Below are 21,386 nucleotides of genomic sequence, written 5' to 3'. Positions count from 1 at the left end.
ATCATAGCGATTTTTGTTTGTATTTCTTTGTAAATCAGTACTATAAAGTTACAACAAATTTCGCTAATCACCAAATTTACAGACACTTATAATTCTTCGAACTCACGTTATTTAGTTTTGATTGGAATAAACCTTACTGTACTATTATTATCTGACAAGAACTTTTCTACTCGTTCTGATGTGACCTTACAAATAAACAGGTTCTTTATATCTGGATCATTTTCTTTCCACATCTTGGCACATTCTTCATTATATGCTTGCCAGCACCAGTCGTCAATGAAGTCGTCGTTCATACTGGCTGTCTGAGCAAACTCTATAATCTTCTTATACAGATTGCCCACAAATGCTTTCGTCTCACAGACTGCATCTGCCATAATCTTTCCTTCGCAACCATCATAGATATAGAATAAGCCACACAGTTCTGGTGATGTCGGAGTCAATAGTTCATCCGTTTGAAAAAGAATTGGCTCATAATATAGGATGTAATTATAGCTCTCATCATAGATATTCACACCGAATGGCGTGAAATCAAAAACATGTGACACTATGTTCTCCAACCACTCTTTGATGTCTTCGAATGGTTCATAAACATCAGATAAGTTTATAAGCTCTTTCTCCTCACCATTGACAAGTATGTGCATGTCTATCCATCCCGCGTCTGGGTAATCCAGTTTTATCTCAACATTATCGATAGTGAGAGACATCTTGGCAGCATACTTTTCAAAAAGCCTGCTACGCTCATGCAGCCAATGGTTTTTTACGACCAATCCTACGTCTTTAGCACTCATAATCTGGGTATGTTTATTGATTACAGTGCAAAATTAAAATGAGGTTATCCCAATTCGTGGGACAACCTCATAATAATATTGAAAAATGGTGTTTTATTGGCAACTTTTCCATTTCACCTGTTCCAATGCCTCAATCAACCCTTTGTAATCAAGCGATTTCAATTTTTCTTTGTTAGGAGCAAAGCTACATGAGTTCACTTTCTTGTCCCAGGAAACAGAACAGAAGTTCTTCGGACGTTGACATTTTAGCAGACATGATGGACTTTGGAATGGTTTTCCACCAGATACTGAAGCTAATTGTTTGGAAGTAGGTGTATTGGTGTAACGCTGAGGAACTAGAATGATTTGTTCGCTATTCAGCACTTTACTCATCCGTTCATAGACATTTTTCGCCTGAGCAACCTTATCTGCTCCAACCAATAAGTTCAGTCCTGGTTTGATTCCTATTGACGCTATCCGCTGAACTTGGCGTTCCACCCTGTTCACTTCTGTTTCATTGTCAGGTTTGTGGATGGTTATATGAATCTTGTCTGGCTTATGATCTGTCAACATTTCCCATATCTTTTTGTTCTCCAAATGCAAACCATTTGAGGTAACCGACAAATAACACTTCGGATAAAGAGCATCTATCACATCAAAAACACCTTCATACTCAAACGGCTCACCGCCACCCAATGATACTGCCTTCACGCCATGAACGATACAGTCCGACGCAAAATCTATCACTTCCTGCGGCTTCCAAAGTGTATTGCCCTCTCGTGTGCTATGGTTATAGCAGAACAAACATTGCTTAGAGCAATAGTTGGACAGGTCTATGGAGAGTAATTCAATCATATTCTATCTTTTGATTTCCTTATGCTTATCATATTCCCATTCTTCTGCCAGTCCTTCATCAATATATCTATCCATCTCCTGCTTTTGTATGATAACATTAGTTGACTCATTATAATAGATAGTTCCGCCATCCGACGAAGCCAATTCCCACCATATTTTATTGTCATAAACATACCTAATGCTCCAGATGCTACCTACAGGCAGTAATTCGGCCAATTGTATTTTCTCTTTTTTACTAAACCTCACAGATAATGCCTTGACTTGCCTCTTTATGTTATCTGGTAACTGGTCGATTTTTAATGGATTCGTGGGGCAGGTAACCCTTATAGCGGGATCGTGAAACGGCCAGTAATTTTGCCTGTATATATAAACAGGGAATTTCTTATTTTCTTTTCCAATCCTTTCTTGCTCTTCCTTGTCATCTTCATCCGTATATTCAAAGTGTGGAGCTTTGAATTTTGCTTTGACGACATCGTTCTGTTCAAGCAGATCGACACCTGCTTTGTTATCAAAGAAATCAGCATAGAACAAACCAAGTTCTTCTGACAGACAGACAAGAGGATGATAGGGGCTTGCATCCAATTCGTGTGCTTTTTTGAAGATATCGAACTTATCCATGTCAATCTGAACAATGACATCCATCCATGATACGTTTATTTGCCCGTTATCAATGACACTTTCCTCCCAAACATCTTTAATATCCATAGGTTCCAGCATCTGGGATATCTGATCGGGGCTCAAATGTAATCTCTTGAATTGAGCTTCATCAAAAGTAAAATCCTCGTAGAAAACCTCGTCCACGCAATTCTGTCTATATTCTCCAACAGGTACAGGACCATTGTCATCAATGTCGAAAATGCCTACATTGCCATCTTCATCTACACAATACCATGAAGTAGCCATGGAATGAGTTGCCGGGTATTCTTTATCTGTTATCATATTATTAATCTTAAATCTTCAACACATGCTATTTTTTTAATTTGGAGTCTTCAGGAATTATTATGGTCATAGCCTGGTGTTTGTCTGAATAGAGTTGTTGTGCCCAATATTTACGCCTGGCCTCTCTTTCTTTCGAGGCTTTCCTTTCTTCTTCCTCCTTTTTCTTTTTCTCAAACTCCACTCTTTTCATATCATCCAAAAATCTTTTGCAGCCTTGAATCAGCTCGTCATCAATCTTATTCTTTATATTGTCAATATCGCTAAAATCATCAAAGATTATCTCAATGAAATCTCCATCTGCCAATTCAAGTTGTTTTTGAAAATAGGAGGAGAATGTAATGTGTCTTGCATTCTTTCTCCATTCCTCTTTTTTATACTTTTCGACCCAGTTTGTATCTTTTAGATACTGGAAAGAGCAGGCATACTCTTTCAGGTTATCTGCCGAATAATCCATATTATCATATATCAATTCGGTTGGGCCTTGGTCTGAACAGATAATCACCTCCTGGCAACCAAACATCTTTGCTTGATGATATATTTGCATTCGATAATTGTGTAACCATTCCTGATTCTTTTGACTTGATGAGTGGAATGCTTCTTCCCACCAGTGCCATCTTCCAACTATATTAATATCAAGATCTACATTCTCTTTGAATATCCTGATATCAAGAGTCTCTTCATTATCTTCAATTTCGTATAATTCAAAAGAATCACCACTAAGTATTAAATCTGTGAATTCACCCACAAAAGTAGCTTTTCGAAGATTGTCTATACCTACTGATTCCTGAATGTGTTTCTTTTGATAATCAGAGACTGTCATTTGTAGGTAGTCAGTGGAATTGTTTACTTCAAACTTCCCAAGTTCGATTAATTCATAACCATTGACTTCACTTACGACATTATTATCCTTATCATACTTGTATTCATTTCTATATACAAGTCTGACATTCTGGTTCATCCTTTTTGCGACTTCCTTTGCCGTTGCAAACGGATCGTGTACTGGCAAGTTATGCCTTAATCCTATTTGTACAACATCCCATCCCATAGCTTTAATTCTTCTTTTGTTTCACAATAAAACACTTCCATCCAGGAGCTTCCTTGTATGCTGCTACCGCATCTGGTGGCACTAGCAAAGTTGCGTCTTTGTATCTCCAGTCTTCATCCTTCACGTTCCCTGTCATTTCTGGAGGTAGAGAACTTTCCATTACAATTGTCTTAAGATTGTCTGCCCATAGTGCATCCACATCGACCTGTACAACACTTGCGGGTATTACTAATGAACGAAGGGATTTGCATCCCTGAAAAACTCTTGATTTGATTATCTTTAATGTTGATGACAGATTTATAGTTTCTATCATGGGTAGGAATGCAAAAACTCGCTCTGCAATTACCTCTACCCCTTCAGGAACCTGATATGATGTTCTATTGTAATCAGGCACAGAATAAAGTGTCTTTCCATCTTTTGAGCACAAAACCCCATCGATAACCTCAAAAAAAGGATTAGAAGGATCCATCTTAAATTCTTTTAGCAAGGGACTATAGTTAAACACGCCACCAGGAGCCTTCTCAATAGTAGCTGGAAAACTCACTGTTTTCAGTTTTCCTTTGACTCCTAACATCGGACCTTCATCCACAATCTCTTCCAGACCATCCTGCAAATAGAGATTTTCAAGCCCATCGCACCATGCTATTGCAGAATAATATATGGTTTTAACACTTGATGGAACATTCAAATCTCTCAGCTTAGGACAGCCGCTGAATAACTGACGAGGCAAAGAACTCAGTTTATTGGATAACCGTATATTTTCAAGATTCATACAAAATCTGAAAGAAAGTTCTCCAACAGAAACGACAGAGTCTGGCATATCTAATCTACAAATATCACTTCCCTGGAAAGCATCTGCTTCTATCCTCATCAGCCCACCAGGTAGTTCTACACATTCAATATGACTATCCATGAAGGCAGCAAAACCTATCACCTTTGTACCCAAAGGAACAACATAATGTTTATTCGAATATGCCGAAGGAAATGCTACAAGCGTAGAAAGGTCTTTGCTGAAGACGACGCCTTCAACAGCTGAATAATATGGATTATTCTCATCCACTTCAAAAGATGAAATATTACAATCTGCAAAACAGCTTCCATCTATTTCTTTTACCAATGAAGGAATCCGAAGTGAGGAAATTGCCTTGCATCCAGCGAAAGCAAAAGAATCGATTTTCTCCACACTATCCGGAAGAATAATACCAGAGAGATTTGGACACGAGTTAAAACCAAACACCGTTTTCAAGCCATCAGGTAGGACAATCTTTTTAAGCATGTCAGACTCAGAAAAGCCAGTCTCTTCATACCCGATAGTCGTTAAACCTTTTGGAAGAATAAAGGTCTCCAATTGAGCATGAAAACCGAAATAAGGCATTCCTTCACCATCAGCGTATGTTGCCTCACCTAAATCAAGATGTCTAAGTGCGGGCGTTAACTCAGAGTCTGGTATAAAATTGTCATATTCATCATATTCGCCACAAGCATCACACATCTCATCAAGGACATCTTCAAAATCCCTATGGCCTATTAGTCCTGTGATTTTTAATGACACAATATTCTCACGCTCCTCCTTAGTAAGGAAGTTCGAAAGAGTGTTTGCCTCTTCTAGATGAATTACCTTTCTTTTTTCCATTTTAAGTGAACATTAAAATGATTCGAGGGCAAAGTTAAAAAGAGGCTGTCTCAAAACATGGGACAACCTCATATAAACTTTCGTTTATGACAACAATTTCTTTAATTCTGCAAATTTATCTGGGTTCTCAGTGTCATTCCAGCTAAACTCTGTGTAGTCAGTTTCTTCAAAACGATTCTTTTTGTTTCGTTGATAGACACGAATTCTTATCATATCACAAATCATCAGGACTTCAGCAGCACCCCACTTGGCATACGATCGCCCTTGTTTGAAATTCTCATGAATTTCTTTCTCGTTTTTCATATGACGTTTTACCTCTATCGCAACTTTAGCCTCTATATCATCCTTAGTTTCAACTATATGCAAAAGGAAGTCAGGTCTTTTTTCTGAGGCAAACCCAGTTTTTCCACGACCTGCATTAAATTCGACTTCGCCCTTGAAATCCTTATCCTTCACCCATCCCATTTGTTCAAGTAAAGGGATTAGCAGTTGCTCTGATACATCTTTCTCATGTTCAATCTTTACATTGCCTACTTTTACCGGTTCATAAAGTTTTGGCAATTTCTCGATATCAAAACCCTTCTCCAATAACATACGCTTAATCTCAACATAATCATCAAAAGTAACTTGCCATCCACTGACATCCTGGAAATTCTTGCTAACGAAGTTCCCTTTCTTGTCACGAGCTTTGAAATAGTCACTGTTTTTGAAATCAGCATATGAGATTGCTTTGTCGTCCGGGATTTCTATTTTATTCCCAATGTAAGAGAATGAATAATAGTGCCCGAAGGGATCAATAAAGCCGTCTTCCAAAGCTGTCCACACCGAGTTGAGTTTCTTGACTGGAGATTTTTCATAGAAAACCAAAATATCGCCTTTGCTAGTAAATGGGCTAGATTGCCAAAAACCTTCCTTCATCGTTTTTTCAGCCTCTCCATAGTTGCCAACAAGAATCCAGGCTTGTTCAGGAACATCTGGCATTGATTTGCGATGTTCATATTCCATTTCTTCTTTGACAACAGACATCTCATATCCATAAAGAAATGCACAAAGTTCGCTTAATGACTGTATATCATTCTCTATTGCAAACTCATTTAATTGCTTGCACATTTCATCATAATAAAGCCACCTTCCTCTATAATCAGAACGGTTCGGCATATCAGGCAATTCTATATCATACTTTTCTGCAATCTTTTTCAAATAAATAAATTGCATCGGGAAGAAGTTAGGAATATAGTATTCTGGAAAATAGCGTGATAGAATAATGGACCATAAAAGATTGAATCCTAATTCAGATTTAAATGTAGATTGAGGAATATCTTCAAATTCCATCTCTTCATTTTCACAGAAAAATATACTTGATAGAGTTTTATAGTCAATATATGTATTTACAACCGATTATTACTCAATATTTTATAGATAATAAGTCAGAAATATGGTTGTTATTTTTAATTGCACATTCTAAAAGGTGAAGATTTAACGCTTTTATTGATTATTAACTCAAAAAGGACATCAACTTGGGTCGTTTCTTCTCTTTTCCTTGCTATTCGTTTCCGATATTCCACTTTTGTTTTGGTCTATCTCATATGTACTGCAAAGGTATTGATTTTTGTTTGATATTGCTCCTTGCTTGCTCCTTGTCGTAGATTAATTTTCACACAGGAATTTTTGTTCTCTTTCTATAGGGGCTTGAAACAATCCATTTATTGGAAACAATTAAAGACGGAGCTGGTTTGCCCCAGTGCTTTTTAAGAAACAGGGCAATTATTTTATCTCCACAAAGGCTCTTGTTCCCAATTATGAGGAAAGCCTAATAAACGAGTTCTTACTGATGGGTATTTCGATAAAAGCTGCTTGAAATCTGCAACAAAAGTGTTGCCCATAGAAATGGAGTTAAGCCAATACACCACATAGCAGAGTTGCGGATAAAGTGTTTGTTCACGGAACGAGAAATCCGTAATCCATGTGTTTGGCATACGCATAGGCATCATTGGCTTGACAGGAAAGACCCGATTTGACAGTCTTGAATGATGGGCGCAGCAATTACGAAGTACGGGTCTGGGTACGGATTAAAAGGCTAAGTGATTATTTCCAGTCATTTAGCCTTTTTAATTATCTAATTTTTCCCCACATTTTCCCCACAGCTGTCTATTTATATATTTTAGAAACATATTTTTCCGTAAAGTTATGTACCTTTGTCGGCAAATAAAGATATTCTCGTCAAACAAATATAAATAATATAAACATGGAAAAAAACAGAAAAAAACAAATCGTAGTTTTGAGTATAGCTTTAGTTTGCATTTTCATCTTGGTATTTTCATTGTTCCATAAATCAGCGACAAAAGATAGCGCAAATCCTCCTTTAACAAATGTTTTGACTGATAGCATTTCTCAAATTGTCTCAGCTTGTCCTGGCGAAATTGGTGTGGCGGTTATTGTTAATAACAGAGATACGGTTAAGGTCAATAATAAGAGTGTTTATCCTATGATGAGTGTGTTTAAGGTTCATCAGGCATTAGCTCTTTGTAATGACTTTGACAATAAAGGAATTTCACTTGATACCTTAGTAAATATAAATAGGGATAAACTTGACCCAAAGACTTGGAGTCCTATGCTGAAAGATTATTCAGGGCCAGTCATATCATTGACAGTGAGAGATTTGCTGCGTTATACTCTTACTCAGAGTGACAACAATGCAAGCAACCTTATGTTTAAGGATATGGTTAATGTCGCTCAAACAGATAGTTTTATAGCCACACTCATTCCTCGTTCAAGTTTTCAGATAGCTTATACGGAAGAGGAAATGTCGGCTGACCATAACAAGGCTTACTCTAACTATACATCTCCTCTTGGTGCTGCAATGTTGATGAATCGTTTGTTTACTGAAGGTCTTATCGATGATGAGAAACAAAGTTTCATTAAGAATACGTTAAAAGAATGCAAAACAGGTGTAGATAGGATAGCAGCTCCACTTCTTGATAAAGAAGGGGTTGTTATAGCGCATAAGACAGGTTCAGGTTATGTTAATGAAAATGGTGTTCTTGCAGCTCACAATGATGTTGCCTATATATGTCTGCCTAATAATATCAGTTATACCTTAGCGGTATTTGTTAAGGATTTCAAGGGAAATGAATCACAAGCGTCACAATATGTTGCGCATATATCAGCTGTAGTATATTCTTTATTAATGCAAACTTCAGTAAAATCTTAAACTGCACTTGCTTTGATAATTAATGATAAACAATCTAAAAGCACTCTAATCGTTATCGGAGTGCTTTTAGATTACTAATCAAATTGCTTCTATTATAATTTGAATCCTCTACTTTTTCTTTCTTCCTGTTGCGGCACTCTTGCTCCATATCTAAGCCTGTGCCATTGCTCCCTGAACCAGTCGGCAATCGGCTTCCTGTTTATTGTCAGGTTCAGCCTGCTTTCATCGTCAGGGTCATTTTCCACCCTTAAAATATCATCCTTTATATCAAAGTTCCGCCTGTGTTGCTCGGAATAGATTTTACCGCTACATTTCAGGGCTTCTTTTTTGACTATAAGACTTTCAGTCATTTCTTTAGAGAATCCCAGCATGGCACAAAACTTTTCCATGCGCAGCATTTCCCTGAACATCGGAAACCACCTGAAAGCCTTGTCTATGATTCTGGCGAGCCGTGACAGTTCTTTTTCTTTCATGTCAAGTTCCTGCCTGTGCATTTCTCTGAGATTGTGGATTTGCGTATCATGCTGTTTCTGCATCTGCTGTACTTGGCTCTGCAATTTTTCAATATTGGTGTTCCGTTTTGAAACCTCGTCTTGCAGTTTTTCGTTGGCACGTTCCAGTTCTTTCAGTTTTCCACTCCCGAAAAGAGAAGCAACTCCACTAGTTATGGCTGTCGCTGCCGTGGTGGCTGTCTTCTTTAACTTGTCAGTGCGTATTTCTGATTTCACCTGTTTCAGTTCCTGCTCGGCAAGATTTATCTGTTCTTCTTTGTGCCGTTTGGCTGCATCCATGCGTTGCAGTTCAGCTTTCTGCTTCTCAATGATAAAGTCGTTCCGTTCCAGATGCTCCTTACCAGTGACAGCCTTTGACTGCCCGCGTTCCATCAGCAGGATGTCGGATGCAAGGGTCTGCATCTGCATCATGTCATCGTCATTGAGCTTTCGGCTCTTTCCTGTTTCGTGGTTCATCCAGTCGAAAACGATATGGGCATGATAGTTCGGCTTGAACCATCTGTCCCCGACTTTGAAGCTTTCCCTGTCTTCCGCTTCCGGCTGACCGTTCAGCCAATGCCCTTCATCCTTGTGCAGGAAGATTTGCAGCGGTGTGATTCCCCAGCGTCTTTGACACTCCTCACCGAATTTACGCACGTCTGCCAGTGTGGTGTCCGACCTGACAAGCAGCACTCCTTCACGTATGGGGGAGCATCCCGCAATCTTGACTATTTTACCGTTCTTGCCTTTGCGTTCACGCTCCTTTTCCTGCATGGCACGTCCGGTCTTTTCCTTTACCATCTGTCTGATATTGTCATAATGCATCCGCAAATCCGGACTGCCGAAGTCGGGATTTATCCACTGTTCGTTATCGGTGGATAGTTCAGGAACGACATAGATTCTGGACTCTCCGATGTGGCGCATGTATTCGGCAGTCCTCCTGTTGTGAGCCTCGCTCGATGCGATGTTGCAGGGCTTGATATGTATGCTTGATTTTGTTGCCATAGATACTTGTTTTTTGGTTTGTACTTTATTGTTTGCTTTTCCGCTGTCCGTAAACGCATGGGGTTCTTAGGGGTGCAACCCATAAGCGGAGATTGCAAAGAGAGGGTCACTCTTTGCTCTGGGTTCTCAGGGGAGAAACGCCCTGAGTGGGTCATTAGGGTAAAACCCTAATCCCCTCGGGAGAGCCCACAACTACGTAAGCGGAGCGTGTAGTTATAGTGGGCTATATCAATGGCAAGCCATTGTCTGCAAACTCCAGCCTACGGCTTCCGCTCTCCTCCGTCAGGGAGGTTTTTCATCATCGTTGCCGATTGGAGATGCACCGACCAGCACAAGGTCTAAATCGTCTATCAGTTTTTGCAGGACGGGATTCTTCTCTATCATCCGCTGGAGGATTCTCTCAGCCTCGACCAAGTGGTTGGCTGTACTCATCACCTTGCCCTCCCGTATCTGAAAGATAATCCAATCGGCTATGTCGATATGGGCTTCTTTTTGTTTCGGGGTGGCATTCCTTTCGATGATGTCCGAAACCACCACCTTACAAAAGTACATGCTCTCGGCTCGCTGTTTCCACTCGGCATAAGCATCGGCATCGGGAAAGAGAAGCACGGTTCGCCCTGACAGTACACGGAGTTTCTCTTCTCTCATCTGACTCTTACCACCCGTAGCCAGCCATACATAATCGGGGAAGATAGCAGAACCGATAACGGCACTCTTCTCGGATTCCACCAAGACCACCACCTTGTCGGGATGCGTTTTCAACAAGTGTTCCCCGAAAAGGCATTGGGATAGTTGCCAATCCTCTGCCAACACACGCTGCTTTTTCAATATGCTGTGTATCCAGTTCACTGCCGATGTCTGTCCTCCCTTGATACGGTGTCCGTCTTCGGGATTGTACTGCATCACCTTTCCCGTGCGTACCTTGCCCGTCCTGTCTATCTGCCAAAAGATAACAGAGCCGTCACGGGTAGCCCCCAAACGGTATTCCTCCAACAACCGCTTCAACACCTCTTTCGCCTTGTCGCCATAGTAGGAAGTAAGGAGTGTGAAGAGGAAACGGAAGAAATTGCTACGCTCGCTTTGCGACTTCTCCACATAGTGAGGGGGAATATAGCCGATGGCTGTCGGCTTACTTTGCTGCTTCACTTTCTTCTGCTCTGCTCTTTGCCTGTCAAAAGAGAAATCATTGGTAGTTCTGTGTTCAGGATGCTCTTGAAAATACTCTTTCGGAGTGTAGTGATACCCACAACCGCTTTCGTGGTTACATCTGCCGACCGATGGATGCAACGGCACATTATTTTCGTCCACGTAATAGACGAAAGAATGCCTGTCTCCGCATTTGGGGCAGGTATGCCGTGTTGCCGTTCCTTTATACTTCTGTAATGAATAATTGCCCATAGCTTAGTCCGTTTTTGATGGTTGATTGTCGGCTGTCCCATCCTGTCCCATTGTCCCACACTCTAAGGGTTGGGACAGTGGGACACTTGGGACACCTGCGTTTTTACTCTCTTTGCTGCGCTGGATGATACGGTTTACGGTGGACTTGCCACAATTCACCTGTGAGGCTATCTCCCTGACGGACTTGCCCGATTGGGAGAGTTGCAGAATTTGGCAATCCCTTTGGCTTGATTCATTGTCGCCCAATTTTTTCAAGTGTTCCTTTTCCGTGGAATAGCCCCTGAACACGAACTGCAAGAAAGCATCCACCTTGTCAATCTCGTAAACGATTACATTATCCGCATCATGAGAGAACGTGCCATAGCGCACTTTAAGCTGCTTCACATAGCGAAGCCCTCCGTCTTGGGCACTTTTTCCAATGGTGAACACGCTGTCAAAGAAATTGTAGAGCCGTTTGCTTCCGGCAAGGTCGTTGGATGTGATGGGACAATCCAAAGAGCGTTTGGGCGTATGTGCTAGGACAAGGATAGAGAGCGCATATCTCTTTTTGAGATTGTTCAGCTGAATCATCAGCCGTCCTGCGGCATCGCCTTTCTCCATGGCGCAACACAGGTAGGTAAGATTGTCAATGATGAAAATCTTGCAGTCGGTCTGCACAGCCATCTGTTCAATGCCGCCTATGATAGCTTCCTCAAAGTTGGCATCCAAAAGCTGGTTGCAGTCAATAGACACCCGATAGAGTTTGTCGGGAAAGGTGTAGAGCTCTCCATGCTCGTTGGTATAGCGGAGCTGGAACTGCTTTTCGGACAGTTCAAAGTCCAGATACAGCACATTGTCGGTTCGGGCGATGCGGTCGGCTATCTGCACGGCAAGGATGGACTTGCCCACGTTGGAATCGGCAAACAAGCAGGAGAGTTCCCCCTCGTACCAAAAGCTGTCCCACAGCGCACGGGGCGTAGGCAATAACGATGCTTCAAGAATGGTTTGGTTTGCCGTCTTGATATTCATCATGCCTACACTGTCGGGCATACCGTTATGCGCTTGGGATGCTTTTGTGAGGTCGCCACGTATCAGGTTGATATAGTTCTTATCCTCTTCCATATCATTCACCAGTTACGTGGGTTGGGCTTGCGACGGTGGGAAGAGGATAAGGACTTGTTCAGTTCCTCGTCTGACAACGGTATGGGATTCTTTCGGGCGGTTTCCAGCCACTTGTCCAGTTCGTCACGGTAAAGGCAATAGCGTTTGCCGGGCTTGGTGGCAGGGATTGTCCCTTCTGACAGTTTCATGTAGAGCGTACCCTTAGGGATACCTAAATACTCTGCTGCCTCGTCCACAGACATGGGCACGTGGGTGTCCACCGTTTTGGCATTGTTCACACTGCGCTGCTCGGCGAGCAGGCTTTTCAGGCTCATCACTTCGTCTCGAAGCTGAGCGACAACCTCGGGGAGGTCGTTGAAGGTAAGAATTGATTTTTCCATTCGCGTACTCGTCTCTTTTGTAAGACTTGGCGCAAAGGACTGAAATGATATATCCGTGAATATCTCCACGACACGTCATTGCAAAATAATTCCCGAATAATTAAGCCCAGCCATAAATGACGGGTAAAATTACTCGGGAAACGATGTAAAACAGGCGGTTATGAGTTACCGGATGGTTGTCGTTGGTGTCGTGATTATCCTAATTCCGCACATAATCCTCGGGATAGTGGAAATCAAGTTTGCCGTTTTCGGGTTCATCAATGGGAATTTCCGTCTTTAACGGCTCTACCTTGAAATTCTTGATGGTTGATAAGTCTGTATCAGCAAACGATTTCGGGAAAAGGGCTTTGATGAACTTGGCACGGTTATCCCCATTGTAGTATCTCTTGTACAGGAAACGCTCAGAGATATTCCATACGAAGTGACGGAGTGGAATGTTGTTGATGTCTTTGGTAAACGGTCTTTGTATGGGCTTCGGGGTATAAGTGTTAAGATTCATCCATTTGTCCACCTCAGTACAGATGTGGTTCACGGTTTCTTGGTCGGCAATGCGAGGCAGGTAATAATGGCAATACTCCATGACCATGCGGATGCGCTCTTCCTTTTCCCGTTGCTCTCTGCTTGCGTAATTGGCACGGTTCTTTTCGTGAAGATCCGGGGCGATAGTAAGCTCTATCGGTTGTGTTTGGATAAGTGTCTCTTCTTTTGTCGGGGATGATTCGGGTACAGGCTCAGGGACTGATGTAGGTCCAGGCACAGATGTGGCTTCTTCAAGTGTATTTTGTGACAGTTCTTCCTGCACCTCTATGGCTTCGGCAATCGTTTCTTTCTTGCCGAACTTGATTTTGTAGATTTCGTATGTATCAAAGATAAGTGTCTGAAAGGAGAGATAGAGCAACCATCCCAACAGGTTACAGCATACGAATACTATCCACCTGACAAAGTTGTCTTGGTTGAAGCTGTCCGCTATTACCAGCGTGGCAATGGAAGATATTAGGACGATGGCGAAGCCGACAAAGCCCAAGATGATGTATTTGTCCTTGATTGATGATTCCATATTTCGTTGAGAGATTGAATGTTCCTGTATTATTTTGTGCAAAGTTAATGCTATTTTTCCCAATTACTGCCCGTTATTTGCGGTTAGAACGGTCTTTTTCAATGTATTTCACGAAATGTCATCATATCATACTCTGTTTCATACTCTGAGGGGCTTATAAATGGTGGCATCAAGCCAAAAACATAGAGGGGCGATTATAGCCTTGTAGCCATAACCGCCCCTCTGAATACCTGTCAATGTGAGACATTTATGCCTCCTTGCGCTTCAAGGTTATCTTGTCCACCACCTGACACATCTGCTGCGCTGCTATCTTGGAATAGATTTGTGTGGTGGTAATGTTCTTATGTCCGAGATAGGCTTGGATGACAGCCATGTCCGTTCCCATTTCCACGTGCAGGCTTCCGAAGCTGTGGCGGGTACAGTGAAAGGTGATTTTCTTGGTTATCCCTGCTGCCGTGAGCCACCGTTGGAGTGGTCCTTGCAGCATCTTGTCCTTGAAATCCTCAAAGATAAGTCCCTCGCCCCGTTCTCCCAGCAGTCCATAGGCTTCATCACTGATGGGGTTATGCACTATTTCTTTGGTTTTCTGCATACGGGTGGTAACGAACATCCTGCCGTTGGTGTATGGTTGTATCTGCTGCCACGTGAGCTGTCTGATGTCGCTCTTTCTCAGTCCCGTAAGACAGGCGAAAAGAAAAGCTTTTTTCAAGACCTCCTCCTCACAGGGTGTTTCGGCAAGCCGTATCAGTTCCTCTTGGCTCAAATGCTCCCTGATGGTGGGAATGCACTCGATGCGGTCTAAGAAGCCGTTTGGGTTCTCCTTTATCTTCCTGTCACGGTAAGCGGTGTGCAGCACGGCACGGAAAGTTGACCAATAGCCTGCTGCGGAGTTGATGTGCAGCTTTTGGTTGGTGTGGATGGATTGGGGTGCATCAAGCAGGTATTCCATGAACTTGCGGCACAAATCCACATCCACCTCCTCAAAGGTGCATTTGCCGTTCACGAACCGCTGGAAATGCTTGTATACGTGCTGCCACTTGATATTCTTGCGGTCAGCCAGTCCTTTGAAATAGGCAAGGAAATCGCCCTTCATCTTGGTCTTGTCAAAAAAGCCGTTGTTTTCATTGAAAATGGCTTCGTAGCGCTGGTTGCGCAGGATGACCGCTTTCTTCATCATGCGTGCGTTGAAGTCCCGTTCCTGCTGGTTTGCAGGTTTGGCGAAGATGTAAATTCCTAAGGCTTCACGTGTAATCACTCTCATGGTGACATTGTCACGGTAGCCGGGATAGTAGTCAAGGCATAGTGAATACTGTGTCCCGTTCTTAATCTTGCGCTTACGCAAGGTAACTGTTTTGCATTTACTCATAATAATTATGTTTTAATTGGTTGTATACATTTTGGAGTTGTATCCATGTTTCCGATGGCAAAGGAACAACGTGAAATATCCGTGAATACCTCCACGATACATCATTTTGAAATAATTTTCGATAATCCCGATTTTTCACGGTTATTTGTTCCTTTCAGCCATGACACGCTCCACATCTGAGCGCAAAAGCAGGTTTTTCACACCCACCTTTATCTTTTCGATGTGCTTCACCTTGACGATATGGCAGATGTTGGCTGACGAAAGACCATAGATTTGCTGCACCTGCTCAACGGTATAGTAGCGTTCATCGTTCACAAGGTCAGTTCTGCGGAGTTCGTTCAAATGTGATTTGGAGTAATAGGTACGCCCGTACTCTCTTTTAGTGGGTATCTTATGGCGATAGGTGTAGGCACGGAGTGCGGTCGGCTTCATGCCGAACAGTTCCTCCACCTCCTCGGTCAGTAGCCAGTCGGTAATTTCGCTAATATCAACTGCCACACCGAAAAACTCGTCAATATGCTTCTTGCTGTAATAGTTCTTTCCTGCGATACGGCAGATGGGGATATGGTTACGCTTGGCGGAAGTGTAAAGCCATGACTGCTTTACCTTAAAAAGGGACATCACCTCCTCGCCCGAATAGAAGTCCAACACTTCTTCGCTTTCCTTTTCCCTTTTTTCTCTTTTGGCAGGTAAGGAAGATGAAGATGATTTCCTTGGTGTGGAGGTGTTGCCGGGCAGGATGCGGTGATAGGGATTGCCCTCCAACATCTGCTCGATGTCGGCTCTGCGGATGAATGCCATGCGGTTGCTGATGCGTGAGGCTTTCAGCTTGCCGATGGCTACAAGTTTGTAAATGTACTGTCGGGAACAGCCCATGAGGATGGCTGCTTTGGAAAAGGTGAGATACTCCTGATGCTGTATCTCCATCAAGGGTTGGGCGACTTTGAAGAGGTTGTTCTTCTGCATCACTCTGGCTCGTTTGGCTTCTGCCTGACAAGCCTCACTGCAATATCTTTGCATACCGCTTCGGGTTACAAAGGACTTGCCGCAAAAACTGCATTTTCTGGTTGCTTTCATACCGTTTTATCGTTTAATGGTTCATTTCTTCAATCCTATATCTCTGAAATGGTAAACGGATGTGAACGGAAGTCAACCATTGTCGCTTTTCTACACAGTGTGACTGTTTCCGCATATCGGGGCGGTTATTGTCGCTTGTCGTAAACGGTTGTAAACCCTTGTCAACTGTCTGCACGGTGTGACAAAAAACAAGCCCCGCAAATTCTCCACGTCAGAAATACGTCTCAAAAATATGTGGAAATTTGGGAAGCGACAAATGGCAACCGAAAAGTGTTAAATTTTAGAATATGCTGGTAATTAAAGATTTACACTCGGATATTTCTGATTAGTTTTGGTTGTTCTATGGTTATAAATACAAGGATAGAACCTTCTTGTTCAAGTTTATCAATCTCTAAACGTATATTCTGAATCTCATTATTAAAGAAATCAAGGAACCCGAGTTCCTGATTTCTTTCATTTGTACTTGTATTTCTGAAGAACTCAGGATCAAACCTGGAAGCTAACTGCAATAATTCTTCCATGGTAGCATTAGGGTCTGTTAGCTTATCAAACGCAGCTACCACTTCTTTTCCTGAATCACTATTCAAATAGTTATTCCAATGTAACTTAATAATCTTATTCATGACTAATCCTGTTCCATTATATTGTTCCACAATTCATTTAACCTATCCGCATCCTCACTTGAAAGAAGCTCTCCAGAGTGGCCACGTCGCCAATCAATACCTGGTACGGCTTTTTCAAGTTCTTCAATACCTATGGCAGATTGCTCATCTGTCGGCACACAGTCATAGCAGTCCATGTCCATGTAATACCTTTTTTTCCCATTCCCAGCCCAGTCTTCACCTGGATATGGGTCACTGGTGAAGACGCCACGGAATACAATGCCAGCCTTATCATCACCTGTCCTGAGCATATAATAGTGGTCGCCCTTATGGGCTTTCTCCCACTCATAGACGCTCCAGTTCATGCCACTGAATCCGCCAGGGTATTTTGACAGGACATCACGGTAGTCATCCAGATTGAAGCTGCTGATTGTTGGATTCCAACGTAAAAGATACGTTTTGGGTGAGCGTATAGGCTCTACATCAAATGAATCATAGAAATCTTGCCACACCTTATCCGGCATCTTGTCGATAACGAACTGGGCATAGTCCAGACGTTTGATGAACTTATTGTCCTTTGTGGCGGCAAAGAAATCATCTATTGGGACTATCTTTGTTTCCTTCTCATTATAGAGAATAACTTTCTGGCATACACACGCAAAGCCCTTGTTGTTTCCCAATATGCGGGCAACGAATTCTTCCCCATCCGGGCTACCTACTGTCGCTCGACTGAAGTTCTCATAGTCACCGTAATTCCACTGAATGTCGATGAAGTCTTCAAATGCCTTGTATGTCCATTCTTGTGGACTTGCATCTGGCATTTGTGCCTTGATGTATTCTGGGAAGATATGGAACTCATGTACAAGGCCATTTACTCCGATATGGGCATCTTGCTTCTCAATGATATTGGCCATATTATCAAGACGATAATAATAAGTGTCCAATTCGTTTTCTTCTGAAAGGTCTGCAAAAGTCTTATCATCGCCGTCGTAGATGACCAGTTCAGGCCGCAGCTTCCGGGCTTCTCGCATCAAGGTGAAAGCCAGTGCAACATCTGTTCTGGAGGCAAGGTATGGAAGGTTGATTGTAAACAACCCCGTCTTCAAGAGAATAGTTTCTATACCCTGTGTAGAACCGCCTTTGATATACATAGTCGTTCGCTGTATTTCTTCATCATCGGGATCTATTTCAGCACACATGATAGCCGCATCAAGCACTTTGGCGGCATTCTCTATCATCTTGTTGATGTCAAAGCTGTCACTGGCATCAAAGCAATAAACATTGGCATACATCGTCATCTCTGGCGCTTTCAAAGCCCTGCCTATCTCGCACATCATACCGCTGACGGGATAATAGATGAAGCGTTTAAGCACTTTCTCCCCAGCTTCCTCCAATGCGTCGGTATATGCGTCAAGTTGTCCAGCATACCAACCGGCATAATGGTCTGAGTCACTATCAAGGATATACTTCTGCCCCAACGGACAAGTTTTGAAATCGATCAGGATGTCACCGTCTGAAGTCTGCCAAACAAGGTCGATGCTGCCAGAATAGACGTTGCCATCCTTTAACAGTGTGAACGGACGTTCATGATAGATATTAATGGCAGCACCAAATTGCTCCGTCAGCCATTTGACAAGCATTTCCCATGCTTTTCGAATAGCAGCATAGTCAGTCAAATAGGTCTTCAGACCATAGCTCTCGATAAGATTGGTATAATAGCTCTCACTGTCTATATGCTGTTCAATGCCGCAGAAAATCTGGTGGATGCAGTTACCCACATCGGCCATTGTCTTTCCGACAAGCGTTCCCTGTTGCATATGCTCACATATCTGATAGGACGCATCTACCATACCTCTCACATGCAATTTACTTGGTGAGAGATATTTTACACCTTCATCGCATGGTTCTTGATGATATGGAATACGTCTTGTCTTCATATTCTCATTTTCTGCCAGATAGCGATAGCCCGACAGACTATCAAACTGATCTTGTGTCATGGTGTCATCTTCGAAACGGCAACCCACACCAAAGATATCATGCTGCGCATCAGGCCGGACACAATCCAAACCGACATCTTCCAGCCATTGCAGAGTATGAACATCCTTTTTATGAGGTTCCAAAGCAACTATCAGCACATCTCGTGGGCGGGTCATACCAACATACAGCAGGCGGTTGGCTTCAGCCAATGAATCCTTGATGACCTCTTTATACAGGGAACTTTCTTCTATCTGTTGCTGGATGTCCGCAGGTACATTGGTATTTCCTGCTCCAAATATGAACGGAATGACACGTATGAAGACTTCTGGGTATGGTGTCGATGCAGAAGGCTGTTCCGAATAACTGAAATGGATGCCGTAGATGTCCTGCTTGACACATTTCTTTGGGTCGTTCTTCTTCTCATAGAGCTGAGTGAGGATGACATATTTCCATTCCAGACCTTTGCTGGAATGATAAGTATGCAGTTGTATGCCATTTGCATTACCTTTGCCGACAGGATCCATCACCGCAAGGTAGTCCACCAATCCCTTCACAGTGGCTGGGAGGCTCATTTGCAAGCAATGCTGCTCATAAGCATATCCAGACTGAACGATGGTGTCGAGGCAGGAAACGGACTCATCGACCTGACCTATTTTCTTTATTTCGTTATACAAGTCAAGTTCAATAACCATCGTCTCAATGAGAGCGCCCACTGACTGCTGTTTTAACATAGGCCGGAGTTCCAACAGCCTCTTAACCAGAGGAACATCATTCAAATAAGACGACTCCTTGATTTCTTCGTTTGCATCGAGAACTAGTTTCTCCTCAATGATTTTACTAGTGCCATAACCTTCTTCTGTCAACACGGCTATTTGGGCCTTGGCCAAAGAATCTTTCTCACTCTCTACAAGAGCAAGTAAGGCTAACACCAATGGCGTACATTTTATTTCAGACACTCTGACTTCTTGCCTGTTGGCAGGTATTCCGTATGTTCCAGTTAAAATACCGGCCAAAGCATCCAACGGAGCATTTGTCCTACCCAAGACAGCAATATCCGAAGGGGTCACTCCCTGTTTCAGCAGATAAGCGATGTGATCGGCAATTCCGACACTCTCCGGGTCTTCCATATCCCAAAGTCGTACAGAACGTATCTTTTCGTCATTGGTACGATGCGTCTTCAAGACTATAGCTCTTTCATCCAAAACGCCCTTAAAGGTACGTTTGAACGTCTCATTACAAACCTCTACTATACCTGGGAGCGAACGGTAAGATGTATCAAGAGTCTCGGTATCACAGCCATTCTCCCCGGTGGCGATCCTGTCAACCACCGCCTTTGTCAAGGTAATGTCACTGCCACGGAATCCATAGATGGCCTGCTTATAGTCTCCTACCCAGTAACTGTGCACCATCAATTCTGAAAGTCGGTCGAATATCTTCACTTGTATGGGAGAGCAGTCCTGGTATTCATCTACGAAAAGATAACGATAGCCCATCCGAATCTCCTCTGCCAATTCTTTATTGGCCAAAAGGTCACGAAGATATTTCTCCATGTCATTATAGTCCAGGAGATTCCTCTCTTTCTTGAATGTGCGGAAGCGTTCTTTCCAACGTTCTGCAAGCTGGAACAACAATAGAATGTATCGTTCCTGCTTTTTATACACCAATTCAGAATGCCACAACTCAGCAAGTTCTTCGCGCATCTGGGTACCCCGTGCGCCACATTTCGTCCATGAGTTAAGCACGGATGACAAGCGCTTGTACCATGAGATAGTTGGTGCATTGACACCACGCTTTAGTCTGCGGACTTCAGTTAAAACATCTTGTTTCTTCTTGCTCTCACGTTGGGTTCCAGCAAACGACACATGCTCATCGAGTATGGCCAAAAGGGTTTCCGGAGAATAGTCAAGCTTAATGGGAGGATGCACAAAACCGTGGACAAAATCCAAAGATTCCCTCACGCTCTTATCATAACTCTCTATTTCATAGTTGGTGGTAAGTGCGATGACCTTTTCTATGTCACTTTTCCAGAAATCATAGTTTAGCCCATTCTTCCCAGAGAAATATCCATATTGGATTCCAACACTTTCACAGAATGCATGAAGCTGGTTCAGTTCCTCATGTGTAGGAAGTTCTGACAATGACTGTGAAATATAGAACTGCGTATCTTCCTCTGCCATAACACCCATATCTGGCGAAAGTCCGAGAAAGAACCAGTATTTCTTGATGAGCGAGCTCGCAACGCTATGGATAGTGCCAATCATTGCCTGCTCAAGCTGAGTGGCAGCCTCGAAGAGTCCGTTCTCATAAAGGACCTTCTTGGCTTCCTCCTTCATTTCGTTGGCGGCCTTCACGGTGAACGTGGTCATAATCACCTGTTCTGGTCTGACAAGACCTGACTTGATGAGTTCTGCCAGTTTATGGGTAAGTGTATAGGTCTTGCCACTACCGGCACTGGCGTTGATATATGTTACATTCTTCATCT

16 protein-coding genes are annotated in these 21,386 nt (G+C 42.7%); 1 reads left to right on the top strand and 15 read right to left on the bottom strand.

Features of this window, described 5'->3' with window-relative positions; genetic code table 11:
* Positions 1-107: 107 nt before the first annotated feature.
* The 6 genes from HMPREF9944_RS00240 to HMPREF9944_RS00215 form a co-directional block, all read right to left on the bottom strand.
* Positions 108-788 carry a hypothetical protein gene (locus HMPREF9944_RS00240; RefSeq protein WP_008563613.1) on the bottom strand — a complete coding sequence of 227 codons (681 nt, stop codon included), beginning with the start codon at positions 786-788 and terminating at the stop codon, positions 108-110.
* 93 nt (positions 789-881) lie between these two features.
* Positions 882-1,622, bottom strand: a complete 741-nt coding sequence (locus HMPREF9944_RS00235) for a radical SAM protein (RefSeq protein WP_008563612.1) — start codon at positions 1,620-1,622, stop codon at positions 882-884.
* A 3-nt stretch (positions 1,623-1,625) separates the two neighbouring features.
* Positions 1,626-2,561 (bottom strand): hypothetical protein, encoded by a 936-nt coding sequence (locus HMPREF9944_RS00230; RefSeq protein ID WP_008563611.1) that lies wholly within the window; start codon positions 2,559-2,561, stop codon positions 1,626-1,628.
* Positions 2,562-2,589: 28 nt separating this feature from the next.
* Positions 2,590-3,606, bottom strand: a complete 1,017-nt coding sequence (locus HMPREF9944_RS00225; protein ID WP_008563610.1) for a hypothetical protein — start codon at positions 3,604-3,606, stop codon at positions 2,590-2,592.
* Between the two features lie 4 nt (positions 3,607-3,610).
* Positions 3,611-5,239 (bottom strand): leucine-rich repeat domain-containing protein, encoded by a 1,629-nt coding sequence (locus HMPREF9944_RS00220; protein WP_008563609.1) that lies wholly within the window; start codon positions 5,237-5,239, stop codon positions 3,611-3,613.
* A gap of 84 nt (positions 5,240-5,323) precedes the next feature.
* Positions 5,324-6,571, bottom strand: a complete 1,248-nt coding sequence (locus tag HMPREF9944_RS00215) for a hypothetical protein (RefSeq protein ID WP_008563608.1) — start codon at positions 6,569-6,571, stop codon at positions 5,324-5,326.
* A 913-nt stretch (positions 6,572-7,484) separates the two neighbouring features.
* On the opposite strand from HMPREF9944_RS00215, the gene HMPREF9944_RS00210 reads away from it, so the two are divergent.
* Entirely contained in the window at positions 7,485-8,450 is a 966-nt protein-coding gene (locus HMPREF9944_RS00210; protein ID WP_004339683.1) for a CfxA family broad-spectrum class A beta-lactamase, read from the top strand.
* A gap of 92 nt (positions 8,451-8,542) precedes the next feature.
* Here the strand turns inward: HMPREF9944_RS00210 and HMPREF9944_RS00205 are convergent, their stop codons facing one another.
* The 9 genes from HMPREF9944_RS00205 to HMPREF9944_RS00165 form a co-directional block, all read right to left on the bottom strand.
* Entirely contained in the window at positions 8,543-9,946 is a 1,404-nt protein-coding gene (locus HMPREF9944_RS00205) for a hypothetical protein (RefSeq protein WP_004292734.1), read from the bottom strand.
* Positions 9,947-10,228: 282 nt separating this feature from the next.
* Positions 10,229-11,344, bottom strand: coding sequence for a DUF6371 domain-containing protein (locus tag HMPREF9944_RS00200; RefSeq protein WP_004292742.1), 1,116 nt, complete (start codon positions 11,342-11,344; stop codon positions 10,229-10,231).
* Between the two features lie 3 nt (positions 11,345-11,347).
* Positions 11,348-12,445, bottom strand: a complete 1,098-nt coding sequence (locus HMPREF9944_RS00195; RefSeq protein WP_004348225.1) for an AAA family ATPase — start codon at positions 12,443-12,445, stop codon at positions 11,348-11,350.
* 5 nt (positions 12,446-12,450) lie between these two features.
* On the bottom strand, positions 12,451-12,825 hold the full coding sequence (locus HMPREF9944_RS00190; RefSeq protein WP_004338328.1) for an excisionase family DNA-binding protein: 375 nt from the start codon (positions 12,823-12,825) through the stop codon (positions 12,451-12,453).
* A gap of 199 nt (positions 12,826-13,024) precedes the next feature.
* A complete protein-coding gene (gene tnpC, locus HMPREF9944_RS00185) occupies positions 13,025-13,882 on the bottom strand; it encodes a transposon Tn4555 protein TnpC (protein ID WP_004339687.1) in 858 nt (285 codons plus the stop codon).
* A gap of 247 nt (positions 13,883-14,129) precedes the next feature.
* Positions 14,130-15,248 carry a tyrosine-type recombinase/integrase gene (locus tag HMPREF9944_RS00180; protein ID WP_004338318.1) on the bottom strand — a complete coding sequence of 373 codons (1,119 nt, stop codon included), beginning with the start codon at positions 15,246-15,248 and terminating at the stop codon, positions 14,130-14,132.
* 141 nt (positions 15,249-15,389) lie between these two features.
* Positions 15,390-16,325 (bottom strand): transposon Tn4555 protein TnpA, encoded by a 936-nt coding sequence (tnpA, locus tag HMPREF9944_RS00175; RefSeq protein WP_004292844.1) that lies wholly within the window; start codon positions 16,323-16,325, stop codon positions 15,390-15,392.
* Positions 16,326-16,630: 305 nt separating this feature from the next.
* A complete protein-coding gene (locus HMPREF9944_RS00170; RefSeq protein ID WP_008563605.1) occupies positions 16,631-16,948 on the bottom strand; it encodes a hypothetical protein in 318 nt (105 codons plus the stop codon).
* A gap of 2 nt (positions 16,949-16,950) precedes the next feature.
* Positions 16,951-21,384 carry a UvrD-helicase domain-containing protein gene (locus HMPREF9944_RS00165; protein WP_008563604.1) on the bottom strand — a complete coding sequence of 1,478 codons (4,434 nt, stop codon included), beginning with the start codon at positions 21,382-21,384 and terminating at the stop codon, positions 16,951-16,953.
* Between the last annotated feature and the right edge of the window lie 2 nt (positions 21,385-21,386).

It is taken from the genome of Segatella maculosa OT 289 (assembly GCF_000243015.1).
Lineage (GTDB): Bacteria > Bacteroidota > Bacteroidia > Bacteroidales > Bacteroidaceae > Prevotella > Prevotella maculosa.
The sequence above is the reverse complement of the archived record's forward strand: the minus strand, read 5'-3'. Positions and strand labels throughout refer to the sequence as shown.